Origin of the sequence: Streptococcus sp. CF7_Ac1-8 (assembly GCF_024295435.1) — a bacterium.
Taxonomy (GTDB): domain Bacteria; phylum Bacillota; class Bacilli; order Lactobacillales; family Streptococcaceae; genus Streptococcus; species Streptococcus mitis_AP.
In genome coordinates, this window is record NZ_JANCPI010000002.1 from 31,632 (window position 1) to 45,017 (window position 13,386).

The window sequence follows — 13,386 nt, forward strand, 5'->3', positions numbered from 1 at the left end:
GGAGACTTACCATGAGTGATAACTCTAAAACACGTGTTGTTGTGGGGATGAGTGGTGGTGTTGATTCGTCGGTGACGGCTCTTCTTCTCAAGGAGCAGGGCTACGATGTGATCGGTATCTTCATGAAGAACTGGGATGACACAGATGAAAACGGCGTCTGTACGGCGACCGAAGATTACAAGGATGTGGCTGCGGTGGCAGACCAGATTGGCATTCCTTACTACTCTGTCAATTTTGAAAAAGAGTACTGGGACCGCGTTTTTGAGTATTTCCTAGCGGAATACCGTGCAGGGCGCACGCCAAATCCAGATGTTATGTGCAACAAGGAAATCAAGTTCAAGGCTTTTTTGGACTATGCCATGACCTTGGGGGCAGATTATGTAGCGACTGGGCATTATGCCCGAGTGGCGCGTGATGAGGATGGTACAGTTCACATGCTTCGTGGCGTGGACAATGGCAAGGATCAGACCTATTTCCTCAGCCAGCTTTCGCAAGAACAACTTCAAAAAACCATGTTTCCTCTGGGACATTTGGAAAAGCCTGAAGTTCGCAGACTAGCAGAAGAAGCAGGCCTTGCGACTGCCAAGAAGAAAGACTCGACAGGGATTTGCTTTATTGGAGAAAAGAACTTTAAAAATTTCCTCAGCAACTACCTGCCAGCTCAGCCTGGTCGCATGATGACTGTGGATGGTCGCGATATGGGCGAGCATGCTGGGCTTATGTACTATACGATTGGTCAGCGTGGTGGACTTGGTATCGGTGGGCAACACGGTGGTGACAATGCCCCTTGGTTCGTTGTCGGAAAAGACCTAAGCAAGAATATTCTCTATGTAGGACAAGGATTCTACCATGACTCGCTCATGTCAACTAGCCTAGAAGCTAGTCAAGTTCACTTTACTCGTGAGATGCCAGAGGAATTTACGCTAGAATGCACAGCAAAATTCCGCTACCGTCAGCCTGATTCGAAGGTGACCATCCATGTCAAAGGAGATAAGGCAGAGGTCATCTTTGCAGAACCGCAACGCGCGATTACACCAGGACAGGCAGTTGTCTTTTACGAGGGCGAAGAGTGTCTAGGTGGCGGTTTGATTGACAATGCTTACCGCGATGGACAAGTTTGTCAGTACATTTAGATTGACAAATTTTCTCAATTTGCTACAATAATAAAAGCAATAGAAATGATGGTCAAAGCTCATGGATGTTGCAGGCTTTTTTGTCCTGCACTTCTTTGGAGTTTTGACTGTTTTTGTGTCGTTTAAGGGAAAGGACAAGAATGACTCAGCAAGACTTTCGGACAAAAGTAGGAAATACAATTTTTGGTGTTCGGGCGACAGCCTTGATTCTCCAAAATCGCAAGCTCCTAGTTACCAAAGCCAAGGGCAAGTATTACACTATTGGCGGTGCGATTCAAGTCAATGAAAGTACGGAAGACGCAGTAGTCCGTGAAGTGAAGGAAGAACTGGGTGTCAAAGCTCAAGCTGGACAACTAGCTTTCGTGGTTGAAAATCGTTTTGAACAGGACGGTGTTTCCTATCACAACATTGAGTTTCATTATCTGGTGGACTTGCTTGAGGACGCGCCTTTGACCATGCAGGAAGATGAGAAAAGGCAGCCTTGTGAGTGGATTGACTTGGATAAGCTCCAGAATATCCAGCTAGTTCCAGTCTTTTTAAAAACAGCCCTGCCAGATTGGGACGGCCAACTAAGACACATTCATCTTGAGGAATAGGAGAGAAAATGATGGTTAAGCTTATTGCCCATGTACTTGTTCATAGTGGTGGTGATTATTTGCTCATTCAGCGTTCGGAAATTAAAAGAGGACAACCCAACGTTTATCCAACTTACTGGGATATTCCTGGTGGCGGGGTTGAAAAGGGTGAACTTCCGCGAGACGGAGCTCTTAGAGAATGTGTTGAAGAAGCGGGAGTTAGGCTAGACAGCAGTTCGCTCAAGATTCTTCACGAAGATAGTCAACTTGATACCTCTAAGGATACTGTCTTTACTCGCTTAGTTTATAAAGCAGAGTGGGTTGGGGAGAAGCCAATTATCAGATTAGGTCCTGAAGAGCATACGCACTTTAAATGGGTTACTATGGCTCAAGCTCTAGAGGAGGAGAAGTTAGTTCCTTATTTGCGAGAAATTTTTGAAAGGTTAAGAAATGACATATAATTTTACGGAAGAATACGATATTATTGTAATTGGCGCGGGACACGCTGGAGTTGAGGCTTCTTTGGCTGCCAGCCGTATGGGCTGCAAGGTCTTGCTTGCGACCATCAATATTGAAATGCTGGCTTTCATGCCTTGTAACCCTTCGATCGGTGGTTCTGCCAAGGGGATTGTCGTGCGTGAAGTTGATGCCCTAGGTGGCGAGATGGCCAAAACCATTGACAAGACTTACATCCAGATGAAAATGCTCAACACAGGGAAGGGTCCAGCCGTTCGTGCCCTTCGTGCGCAGGCTGACAAGGAGCTTTACTCTAAGGAAATGCGCAAGACAGTTGAAAATCAAGAGAATTTGACCCTTCGTCAAACCATGATTGATGAGATTTTGGTGGAAGATGGCAAGGTTGTCGGTGTGCGTACAGCAACCCATCAAGAGTATGCTGCTAAGGCTGTTATCGTGACAACAGGGACTGCCCTCCGTGGGGAAATCATCATCGGAGACCTCAAGTACTCGTCAGGTCCTAACCACAGTCTAGCTTCGATTAACCTAGCTGACAATCTCAAGGAATTGGGACTTGAAATTGGTCGTTTCAAGACAGGGACTCCTCCACGTGTCAAGGCTTCTTCTATTAACTACGATGTGACAGAGATTCAGCCAGGGGACGAAGCGCCTAATCACTTCTCTTATACTTCACGTGATGAGGATTATGTCAAGGATCAGGTGCCATGCTGGTTGACCTATACCAATGGTACCAGTCATGAAATTATCCAAAATAACCTCCACCGTGCGCCTATGTTTACAGGTGTGGTCAAGGGAGTGGGACCTCGTTACTGTCCGTCGATTGAGGACAAGATTGTGCGCTTTGCGGACAAGGAACGCCACCAACTCTTCCTTGAGCCAGAAGGGCGCAATACTGAGGAAGTCTATGTTCAAGGACTTTCAACCAGTCTGCCTGAGGATGTCCAGCGTGAGCTGGTTCATTCTATCAAAGGGTTGGAAAATGCAGAGATGATGCGAACAGGTTATGCTATCGAGTACGACATGGTCTTGCCTCACCAGTTGCGTGCGACTTTGGAAACCAAGAAAATCTCAGGACTTTTTACTGCTGGTCAGACAAATGGAACGTCAGGTTACGAAGAGGCAGCAGGTCAAGGGATTATCGCTGGTATCAATGCGGCTCTGAAAATCCAAGGCAAGCCTGAGTTGATTTTGAAGCGCAGTGATGGTTATATCGGAGTCATGATTGATGACTTGGTGACCAAGGGAACCATTGAACCCTACCGTCTCTTGACCAGTCGTGCTGAATACCGTCTCATTCTCCGCCATGACAATGCTGATATGCGTTTGACAGAGATGGGACGTGAGATTGGTCTTGTGGATGATGAACGCTGGGCTCGTTTTGAAATCAAGAAAAATCAATTTGAAAATGAAATGAAGCGTTTAGACAGCATCAAACTCAAGCCAGTCAAGGAAACCAATGCCAAGGTTGAGGAGATGGGCTTCAAGCCGTTGACGGATGCAGTGACAGCCAAGGAATTCCTTCGACGTACAGAAGTTTCTTACCAAGATGTGGTGGTCTTTATCGGACCAGCAGCAGAGGACTTGGATGACAAGATTATCGAATTGATTGAAACAGAAATCAAGTACGAAGGTTATATTTCCAAAGCTATGGATCAGGTTGCCAAGATGAAACGCATGGAAGAAAAACGCATTCCAGCCAATATCGACTGGGATGACATTGACTCTATCGCAACCGAAGCTCGTCAGAAGTTCAAACTCATCAATCCAGAAACCATTGGCCAAGCCAGCCGTATTTCGGGAGTAAACCCAGCAGATATTTCTATTTTGATGGTGTATTTGGAAGGTAAAAATCGTAGTATTTCTAAAACTCTTCAAAAATCAAAATGATACGTCGTCGGCTTCGGCTCACCTAACTCAAGTTATGCTTTCGCCTAGCCTTCTAGTCTGATTTCGATTTTTATTGAGTTTTAATCTCAAAAGAAAGCATAGAGAAAAACAGCCCCGAAAAATCGGAGGCCACTGAAAAAATAGGTCTCTTACTTTTAATGAAATGAAAACCGAGGAATCTCTCGTTAATTTGAGCGAGTTCCTCGGTTATTTTGTATTTATTAAGGCCATAATTCGTTTCATATTGACCACGAAGATGGTTGTTGCTGCCTGTAACTCCATGCTGAAAAGACCCGATGCTCTCGCGACATCAAAGCCATGTCTCTGTTTTAGTTCGGCATTCTTTGCTTCGATTTTATAGCGATGTCTGGCCATTTCTTTAAAATAAGGTGTTTCCTGAAATTTCTTCTGGAAAAGATGGTCGTCACTCTTAATGGCTATTGAATAAGTTTTAGACTTTGCCCCCTCCTTATAACATCCTTCCTTGGAAAGGCAACTCTTGCACTTCTCAATGTCAAAGTAATGAGTGACAACTTGATTCTTATTTTGATATTTTTTCCCTGTCCTTGCTTTGCGAACAGCCATGTGTCCTTCTGGACAGACAAATAGCCCTGCATCTTTATTAAATTCAAACGCATCCTCTTCTTTACGGTAACCTTTTGAAACAGAAGGATTCAGTTTTGAAACCAAATGAATCTTTTCTTTGCGCGCTAGTTGAATGTTGTCCTTTCCTGAATAAGCCGCATCACCAATAATAGTCTCGATGTCCAGACTATTTTCCTTTGTTTTGGCATATAATTCAGGTAAATATTTCCCATCGTTTTGTTCGCCAGAAGTGACCACACAAGCAGTAATAATCCGTTCATCCGTCATAGCGATATGACTTTTATATCCATAGAAAGAGCTGTCGGCTGTCTTATGTCCGAGCCTAGCCTCCTCCTTAACAGAAGCTTCCAAATGTTCTAAGTCGTCCTCGACAGCCTCTCTTAGGTAATTGAACTTTTGAGAAACAGCCGGTAGGGCTAAGAGTTCCTCGTGTTTTTCAACCACAGCCATTAACTCCTCTGTATAGGTCAACTCTGCTTTGAGGTTATCTTCTTGAGGTTTCTTTGGAAATTCTATTTTGATATCTTCTGAATGTTGATAAATTGTTTTACGTAAAGCTTTTGAACGCTCTCTAAGAATTTCTTGGGGTTTCTTATGATTATAATGAGCTTTGGTGTGAGTGGCATCCACAATGAGAATCTTACTCTTAATCAAGTTGTGTTCGAGTGCAATTTGAACAGACTTCTGAATCAATACATCAAGCAGTTTGTCATCTTTAATTCTTAGCTTTCTAAATTTTGTCAGAGAGGATGGCTCGATAACAGAATCTTCAGGAGCTAGACCAAGAAAAAATTTAAAGGCCATATCTGACAAGGAACGTCCTACCACATCTACATCTGATAACTTATAAATATCTTTTAACAAGAGATATTTGAACATCATAATCGGTGAATAAGCTTTACGCCCAAAATCGGGACGATAATTCTTTTCTAGTTCATCATAAATAAAGCTAAAATCACAGAGTTCAGTTAGCTGACGTAAAAAGTGGGTTTTAGGAACTACGATATCATACAAACTAGAATAAGGACTGACATCCATAGTTAACTGATTATCAAGCATTATTTCACCTCATCTCTAGTATAACAAAAAAGCCATCAAGTTGATGACTTTTTCAGTAGACTCGAAAAATCGGGGCTGTTTTCTTGCTTTATTCTTCATCTGGTGTGAGGATCATCGGGATGATAATCGGTTCACGTTCTGTATTTTCATAGAGGAATGGTCGAATGGCATTGACAATGGCACCATTGACGGATTGCACGCTAGCGTCCTTGTTTTTCAGTGCGATACGAATTGCATTGAAGAGGATGCGCTGGCTTTGGCGAATCAAGTCGCCAGACTCTCTCATGTAGACAAAGCCTCGGCTGAGGATGTCTGGGCCAGACAGAATCATCTGAGATTTGAAGTCAACAGTTGCGACTGCCAGAACGACACCGTCTTCAGATAAATCGCGACGATCTTTAAGAACAGCTGCACCAATTTCACCGATACGATTTCCATCGACATAGATATCTTGGGCGTTGAAATGACCTGCGATACGAGCAGAATCTGCGGTAAGGGCAAGCACATCACCATTGCTCATGATAAAGATATTGTCCTTCTCGACACCAGTATCCACCGCTAGTCCAGCGTGGACTTTTTGCATGCGGTATTCACCGTGAACAGGCATGAAGTATTTTGGCTTAATCAAGCGGAGCATGAGTTTTTGCTCTTGCTGACCACCGTGTCCAGATGTATGGATATTGTTCACTTTACCGTGGATAACTTCGACACCAGCTTCAGAAATGATGTTAATCAACTTGTTGACGCTAGTAGTGTTTCCAGGGATTGGACTTGAAGAGAAGATAACGGTATCACCGGGCTGGAGTTGTACCTGACGGTGGGTTCCGTTGGCGATACGAGAGAGGGCCGCCATAGGTTCCCCCTGACTACCTGTACAGAGGATGAGAACTTCTCCTGCAGGATAATCTTTGATTTCATTTGGCTCGATAAAGGTTCCCTTAGGAGCTTTGATGTAACCAAGGTCAATTCCGTTGACAATGGCCTTTTCCATAGAGCGACCAAAGACCGCAATCTTACGTCCAGTCTTAACAGCAGCTTCTGTTGCTTGCTGGAGACGGAAGATATTTGAGGCAAAGGATGCAAAGATGATACGTCCTTCAATGCCTTGGATAATCTTCATGATGGACTGACCAACGACTTTTTCAGAGTTGGTAAAGGTTGGCACTTCCGCATTTGTCGAGTCCGAGAGAAGACAGAGCACGCCTTCTTCACCAAGAGCCGCCATACGGTGCAAGTCCGCAGGTTCTCCAACTGGAGTAAAGTCGAACTTGAAGTCACCCGTACAAACGATTTTTCCTTGAGGAGTATGAATGACAATCCCCAAAGGCTCTGGAATAGAGTGAGTAGTTCTAAAGAAAGTTACCTTGAGATTTTTAAAGGTCAACTCAGTGTTGTGGTTGATTTCGTAAAGTTTGGCGTTGCGCAAGAGGCCGTGTTCTTCGAGTTTCCCACGGATCAAAGCTAGGGCAAGCGGTCCAGCATAGATAGGGACATTTGCTTGCTTGAGCAGGAAAGGAATCCCACCGATGTGGTCCTCGTGTCCGTGTGTGATTAAGACAGCCTTGACGCGGTCGATATTGTCCACGATGTATGAGTAGTCAGGAATGACGTAGTCGATACCCAGCAAATCATCTTCTGGGAATTTAATCCCAGCATCGACGATGATAATCTCGTCTTGGTATTCAATTCCATAAGTGTTTTTCCCGATTTCTCCCAGACCACCGATGGCAAAAACGCCGACTTCTTCAGGTTTAAGAGTATAGGCCATATTAGAACTCCGTAATTTCGAAGGCGCCAGTTTCTTTTTCGTAATCTAGCAATTTGTCAGACAAGAGTTCGATATATTCGATATTGTACTCTGGGCGATTTTCTTCGACAAGTTGGCGAGCAGCGATACGGCCCTCAAGTTCTGAGCTGGCATCGATGTCTAGGTAAAGTGCGCGTGTTGTTTCACGACGTGGGCTACGTTCTTTTGTTTCTTGATAAAAAACTTTGTAAATCATATAGTTCCTTTCTATTTACAGGTCAGCTTATTCCAAACTTTTAGTAGAGATTTGCTTGATTTCATTCCATTTTGTGTCTAGATTGACCTTGATTCGTTACAATTATTTCAATTATACCACAAAATGAAAAATTAGTAAAAGACGGAAACGAGAAAGTCATAGCCTCACTTATTGGTAAGCGTTTGCAAAAATAGAGGAAATATGTTATCTTGATAACGGAAGTGAAATTTATTGCTTGTCATAATTCCATATAGTTTTTAAGTCAAGGAGGTTGCCCTATGTATAACTTATTTGCTTTTGCTATCGGAGCTCGCTTAGTAGCTTTTATTGTTTTTGTTGCTTGCGTTTATGGAGGGAATCTTCTATTTGCCAAACTGGAACAACGACAAACCAAGTTCTTGTGGAAAATTACCTTTGTGACTCTCTACTCGCTTTTTCTCCTCCTCGTAACCTATGTAGTTTGGTTTATATTTTACTTTGGATTAAATGCTTAGATGCCCTGCTCTGCTGGGGCATTTTTGTTTGGGGGCAAAGAAAATTCCCATGTGCCAGCTTTTGTAGTATAATAGTAAACAGACAAAAAGATAGGAATGTGTTATGAAGGTATTAGCTTTTGATACGTCCAGCAAGGCTCTTTCTCTCGCTATTTTAGAGGACAAGCAGGTTCTTGCCGAGACGACGATTAATATTAAGAAAAATCACAGTATTACCCTTATGCCTGCCATCGATTTTTTGATGGCAAGTTTGGATTGGACGCCCAAGGACTTGGACCGAATCGTGGTGGCGGAAGGGCCAGGTAGCTACACAGGTTTGCGAATTGCGGTAGCAACTGCCAAAACCTTAGCTCACACTCTGAACATCGAGTTGGTTGGTATGTCTAGCCTCTTGGCTCTGGTGCCATATCAACAAGAAGGCTTGTTCGTTCCTTTGATGGATGCGCGTCGCAACAATGTCTATGCGGGATTTTATGAAAATGCTCAGCCTGTCATGCCAGAAGCGCACCTGCCTTTTGAGCGAGTGATTGAGCTAATCAAGGGGGCTAGTCAGGTTACCTTTGTCGGAGAAGTCGGCCCCTTTGTTGAGCAGATTCAAGAACACTTGCCAAGGACTAATTACAAAGAAACCTTGCCAAATGCAGCCAATCTTGCTCTTTTGGCTTGGGACCAGGAAGCAGATTCCTTGCATGATTTTGTGCCGAACTACCTCAAACGTGTTGAGGCTGAGGAAAATTGGCTCAAGAACCATACGGAGTCTGGCGAATCCTACATTAAACGCTTATGATAGAAATCAAACGAACTCAACAGCAACCTGATCTGGCTCAAGCCATCTACGCTGTTATGATAGCTGTTTACCCAGTCAGTCCTTGGACGCTGGAACAAATTCAAGCAGACCTGTCCCAAGATCAGACTTGGTATGCTCTGGCTTATGATGGGGCAGAAGTGATTGGCTTTCTAGCTGTGCAGGAGAATCTTTTTGAGGCAGAAGTTCTGCAAATCTCTGTCAAACAAACCTATCAGGGTAAGGGGATTGCAACAGCCTTGTTTGCTCAATTGCCGACAGACAAGGAGATTTTCCTCGAAGTCAGAAAGTCAAATCAACGAGCGCAAGCATTTTACAAGAAAGAAAAGATGGCAGTCATCGCTGAGCGAAAGGCCTACTACCATGACCCAGTCGAGGACGCCATTATCATGAAGAGAGAAATAGATGAAGGATAGATATATTTTAGCATTTGAGACATCCTGTGATGAAACTAGTGTTGCCGTCTTGAAAAACGACGACCAGCTCTTGTCCAATGTCATTGCTAGTCAAATTGAGAGTCACAAACGTTTTGGGGGTGTAGTGCCAGAAGTAGCTAGTCGTCACCATGTCGAGGTCATTACAGCCTGTATCGAGGAGGCACTAGCAGAAGCAAGGATTACCGAGGAGGACGTAACAGCTGTGGCTGTTACCTATGGACCGGGCTTGGTCGGAGCCTTACTAGTTGGTTTGTCAGCTGCTAAGGCCTTTGCTTGGGCACATAGACTTCCACTAATTCCCGTTAACCACATGGCTGGCCACCTCATGGCCGCTCAGAGTGTGGAGCCTTTGGAGTTTCCCTTGCTAGCCCTTTTGGTTAGCGGTGGACACACAGAGTTGGTTTATGTTTCGGAGGCTGGTGATTACAAGATTGTTGGGGAAACGCGAGATGACGCGGTTGGTGAGGCTTATGATAAGGTCGGCCGTGTCATGGGTTTGACCTATCCTGCTGGTCGTGAGATTGACGAGCTAGCTCATCAGGGACAGGATATTTATGATTTCCCTCGTGCCATGATTAAGGAAGATAATCTGGAGTTTTCATTCTCAGGTTTGAAATCTGCCTTTATCAATCTTCACCACAATGCCGAGCAAAAGGGAGAAAGCTTGTCCACAGAGGATTTGTGTGCTTCCTTCCAAGCAACTGTCTTGGATATTCTTATGGCAAAAACTAAGAAGGCTTTGGAGAAATATCCTGTTAAAACCCTGGTTGTGGCAGGTGGCGTGGCAGCCAATAAAGGCCTCAGAGAACGCCTAGCAACTGAAATCACTGACGTCAAGGTCATCATTCCACCTCTGCGCCTCTGCGGAGATAATGCAGGAATGATTGCCTATGCCAGCGTCAGCGAGTGGAACAAAGAAAACTTCGCAAGCTTGGACCTCAATGCCAAACCAAGTCTCGCTTTTGATACGATGGAATAAGGAGTCAGCTTAAGGCTGGCTTTTTTGCTCTCTTAAATGTCAGAATATTTTGACAAAATCATAAAAATAATGATACAATATGCAAAAGCTAGGAGGTGGTCAGATGATTGAGAGAATGGAATTGGGGGAATTTTACAAGGAATTGCGCGTGGCGAGAAAACTCAAGCAGTCAGATGTGGCCTGTGAGGGACTAACAGCCTCTCAGTTGTCCAAGTTTGAACTAGGGCAGTCTATGCTATCTGCGGACAAGCTAATCCTAGCTATCCAAGGTATAAATGTGACCTTTGATGAGTTTGGGCACAAGCTCAACAACTATCAAGAATCTCCACATATGCGAATTGGTAGAAAGGTTGTGGATCGCTTTGCCCATCAAGATATTGCTGGCTTAGAGCAACTGTTGGAGGAAGTCGAGCAAGAACAGATGGCGCAGACCTATCGTTGTTTGAATGCTATTGTAATTAAAAACGCACTCCATTCCTTAGATAAAAGCTATTCGCTAGCAGAGGAGGATAGCGAGTTTTTGACTACCTATCTCTATGCTATTGAATCTTGGACCTGGTTTGAACTCTATCTCTTTTGCAATACCATGCCCTTCTTGAGCAACCAAGATTTGATATTTTTATCAACCTCTTTGCTTGAAAAATCCAAAGAATTTAAAGAGTTAGTACACAATCGATTGTATATGAAGCAAGGACTCTTAAATATTTTATCAGAACTCATGGAGCGAAAACTTTTCTCATACATCCCAATCTTCGAAGCTGAGTTGGAGAGCATGTTGCGCCCGTACGATGTTTTTGAGAAAATATCATGGCAATTTTTAAAGAAAATGAGTGTCTTTCTTCAAACCAAAGGAAGCAATCAAAAAGAGATTGAACACTTTATCCAATCTCTGCAAGTATTAGAAAATCCACAATTGCTAGCCCTCTTCGAATTGCGTTTTCAGCAATACAAAGAACTTATCGATTAATTAGAAACGGGAAGACGATAACCCACTCCGAAATAAGCAGGAGTATCAGTTGGATTTTTCTTTTCTTCATCATTATATCCCTCCTTGTTAGTAGTAACTTTATTATACCAGTGAAATAATCAAATCTGCTAAAATCGCAAATGTGAAATTTCTATAAGAAAAAATATCAAATATGCGATTTTCTAAAATAAGCCAATTTCCATGTTATACTGTCCTTGTAAAACATTTGAAGCAAATCCTAGGTCGCAGAAGTGGTTTACAAATAAAAATAATTGAAGGAATGTAAAAGATGTTAAATTTACAATTTGCAGAAACAATGGAATTGACAGAAGATGAGTTGCAAGATGTTAGAGGAGGAAATATCGTAAATTCTATGGGAGGTGGCGGAAGAAGTGGTATATCTGGTTGGGGCGTCTCAGGAATTTACCCTGGTTGGGGCAATCAAGGGATGAGTCCTAATCGTGGAGCTTTTGATTGGACTATAGATTTAGCAGATGGATTGTTTAGTCGCCGTAGAAGATAGGCTCTTATAGGAGATAATAGGATGAAGAAAATGAAAGAAATGAAATTTCACCTAGCAACTGGATTGTTGATTTTGACTTATTACCTCATTTTTAATGTCACATCAGACTTAGATTTTATGGTTGCTTTGTCTGATAATATGTACTATGTGTTCCAAGTTTTATTGGTACTTATTCTGGGAACTATAGCTACAATTGCTTTTGTCAAAAGTGAACATTGGAAAGAGTGTGGTCGTTTCCAGTTTCGTTGGTCTTACCTAGGTGTTTTCCTTCTTTCTTTTTTCTTATTGTTCGTGTGGGCAAATCTAACAACCTATATCTTTCCTCGTACCCAGAACGGAAGTGTAGTCGTGGAGGTAGCCACCAGTTTAACAGGAACTAGCTATTTTGTTACGCGAATACTTTATACTAGTATTATCGCACCTGTATCAGAAGAGGTTGTTTGTCGTGGCTTTTTGATGACAAGTTTATCTAAAGTTAAAAGATACTATCTTGATGTTCTTGTTTCTGCTGCCATATTTGGCGCTATGCATGTTTTGCAGTATGGTTGGATAACGACAGATTTCATAAAGTATTTTGGAATGGGCTTGATATTTTGTATGATGTTTCGTTACACTCGCTCCATCTATTGGGCTATAGCTCTGCATGCTTCATGGAATAGTTTCTTACTCATTGTTACTTTATTGGTATTTGGATATTAGAAAGGTGATATATGAAAAAGTTAATTCGAAGCAACCACTTTTTTTATAGCAATCCTACTTGTCATTGCTTATCAGTACCTTAGTGGTCTGGTTTTATCTAGCGACTTTGCTCTTGGTCTATCTGACTTTGCCTACTATTTGTCGGATATGATGTTGAATTTTCTTGTAGTTCTTCTTGCTTTTTTTGCTATGACTAAGTCAGGGAGATGGCAACAAATCAATAGTAGAAAGTTTAAAGGGTCCTATCTTTTCTATTCTTTTCTAGCTCTTCTTGCTTTTGTTATTTGGAATTTTGTTACATTTTTTATTTTTCCACCTACTCGAAATGAAATTTCTTATCAACATGCTGCTCCTACTTTTACAGGAGCTACGGCATTTTTGATGTATTTTTTTTATCCTGTTATTGCAGGCCCCATTTTTGAAGAGATGATTTATCGTGGATTAGTGATGACTGCTCTGGAAAAAGGGAAGAAATGGGGACTGGATGTACTCGGATCAGCTATATTATTTGGAATCTTGCACATTAGTAGTCATGGTTGGGTCTTGACAGACTTTGTCTACTATATGGGTGGCGGCCTTATATTTGCAGTCTTATTTAGAGTAACAAAGTCAATTTATTGGCCTATTGGATTGCATATAGTCTACAATGGCATTGGTCAGCTTTTGATGTTACTGTAATTTTGGTTGTTAGTAGTATCGTGGTCTATCCTTGGGGAAAGATTCCCATTTGAATTCAAAAAGG

Annotated in this window: 15 protein-coding genes; 12 read left to right on the plus strand and 3 right to left on the minus strand. The window is 42.6% G+C overall.

Features of this window, described 5'->3' with window-relative positions:
* The first annotated feature begins 11 nt into the window (after positions 1–11).
* The 4 genes from mnmA to mnmG all read left to right on the plus strand — a co-directional run bounded on the left by mnmA (position 12) and on the right by mnmG (position 4,072).
* On the plus strand, positions 12–1,133 hold the full coding sequence (gene mnmA, locus NMM26_RS01165) for a tRNA 2-thiouridine(34) synthase MnmA (RefSeq protein WP_254753618.1): 1,122 nt from the start codon (positions 12–14) through the stop codon (positions 1,131–1,133).
* Between the two features lie 140 nt (positions 1,134–1,273).
* Positions 1,274–1,729 (plus strand): NUDIX hydrolase, encoded by a 456-nt coding sequence (locus tag NMM26_RS01170; protein WP_254753619.1) that lies wholly within the window; start codon positions 1,274–1,276, stop codon positions 1,727–1,729.
* An 8-nt stretch (positions 1,730–1,737) separates the two neighbouring features.
* On the plus strand, positions 1,738–2,169 hold the full coding sequence (locus NMM26_RS01175; protein ID WP_254753620.1) for an NUDIX hydrolase: 432 nt from the start codon (positions 1,738–1,740) through the stop codon (positions 2,167–2,169).
* A complete protein-coding gene (gene mnmG, locus NMM26_RS01180; RefSeq protein WP_254753621.1) occupies positions 2,159–4,072 on the plus strand; it encodes a tRNA uridine-5-carboxymethylaminomethyl(34) synthesis enzyme MnmG in 1,914 nt (637 codons plus the stop codon). Before NMM26_RS01175 ends, mnmG begins: the two co-directional genes overlap by 11 nt.
* A gap of 207 nt (positions 4,073–4,279) precedes the next feature.
* Here mnmG and NMM26_RS01185 read toward each other — a convergent pair whose 3' ends face one another.
* From NMM26_RS01185 to NMM26_RS01195, 3 genes are all read right to left on the minus strand, one after another.
* Positions 4,280–5,737 carry an IS1182 family transposase gene (locus NMM26_RS01185; RefSeq protein WP_084927090.1) on the minus strand — a complete coding sequence of 486 codons (1,458 nt, stop codon included), beginning with the start codon at positions 5,735–5,737 and terminating at the stop codon, positions 4,280–4,282.
* 88 nt (positions 5,738–5,825) lie between these two features.
* Positions 5,826–7,505, minus strand: coding sequence for a ribonuclease J (locus NMM26_RS01190; protein WP_254753622.1), 1,680 nt, complete (start codon positions 7,503–7,505; stop codon positions 5,826–5,828).
* A gap of 1 nt (position 7,506) precedes the next feature.
* Positions 7,507–7,740, minus strand: a complete 234-nt coding sequence (locus tag NMM26_RS01195; protein WP_000639572.1) for a DNA-dependent RNA polymerase subunit epsilon — start codon at positions 7,738–7,740, stop codon at positions 7,507–7,509.
* A gap of 278 nt (positions 7,741–8,018) precedes the next feature.
* Between NMM26_RS01195 and NMM26_RS01200 the strand changes: the two genes are divergently transcribed.
* The 8 genes from NMM26_RS01200 to NMM26_RS01235 all read left to right on the plus strand — a co-directional run bounded on the left by NMM26_RS01200 (position 8,019) and on the right by NMM26_RS01235 (position 13,322).
* Positions 8,019–8,234, plus strand: coding sequence for a hypothetical protein (locus NMM26_RS01200; protein ID WP_049500723.1), 216 nt, complete (start codon positions 8,019–8,021; stop codon positions 8,232–8,234).
* A 103-nt stretch (positions 8,235–8,337) separates the two neighbouring features.
* A complete protein-coding gene (gene tsaB / locus NMM26_RS01205; protein WP_254753623.1) occupies positions 8,338–9,021 on the plus strand; it encodes a tRNA (adenosine(37)-N6)-threonylcarbamoyltransferase complex dimerization subunit type 1 TsaB in 684 nt (227 codons plus the stop codon).
* A complete protein-coding gene (gene rimI / locus NMM26_RS01210; protein WP_254753624.1) occupies positions 9,018–9,455 on the plus strand; it encodes a ribosomal protein S18-alanine N-acetyltransferase in 438 nt (145 codons plus the stop codon). The genes tsaB and rimI overlap by 4 nt, the downstream gene beginning before the upstream one ends.
* Positions 9,445–10,455, plus strand: coding sequence for a tRNA (adenosine(37)-N6)-threonylcarbamoyltransferase complex transferase subunit TsaD (gene tsaD, locus NMM26_RS01215; protein WP_254753625.1), 1,011 nt, complete (start codon positions 9,445–9,447; stop codon positions 10,453–10,455). The genes rimI and tsaD overlap by 11 nt, the downstream gene beginning before the upstream one ends.
* Positions 10,456–10,558: 103 nt before the next feature.
* On the plus strand, positions 10,559–11,422 hold the full coding sequence (locus NMM26_RS01220; protein WP_254753626.1) for an XRE/MutR family transcriptional regulator: 864 nt from the start codon (positions 10,559–10,561) through the stop codon (positions 11,420–11,422).
* Between the two features lie 289 nt (positions 11,423–11,711).
* Positions 11,712–11,945: a hypothetical protein gene (locus NMM26_RS01225; protein WP_000933480.1), complete on the plus strand. Its 234-nt coding sequence runs from the start codon at positions 11,712–11,714 to the stop codon at positions 11,943–11,945.
* A gap of 21 nt (positions 11,946–11,966) precedes the next feature.
* Positions 11,967–12,644, plus strand: a complete 678-nt coding sequence (locus tag NMM26_RS01230; protein WP_000738302.1) for a CPBP family intramembrane glutamic endopeptidase — start codon at positions 11,967–11,969, stop codon at positions 12,642–12,644.
* 45 nt (positions 12,645–12,689) lie between these two features.
* Positions 12,690–13,322 carry a CPBP family intramembrane glutamic endopeptidase gene (locus NMM26_RS01235; protein ID WP_029690051.1) on the plus strand — a complete coding sequence of 211 codons (633 nt, stop codon included), beginning with the start codon at positions 12,690–12,692 and terminating at the stop codon, positions 13,320–13,322.
* Positions 13,323–13,386 lie beyond the last annotated feature (64 nt).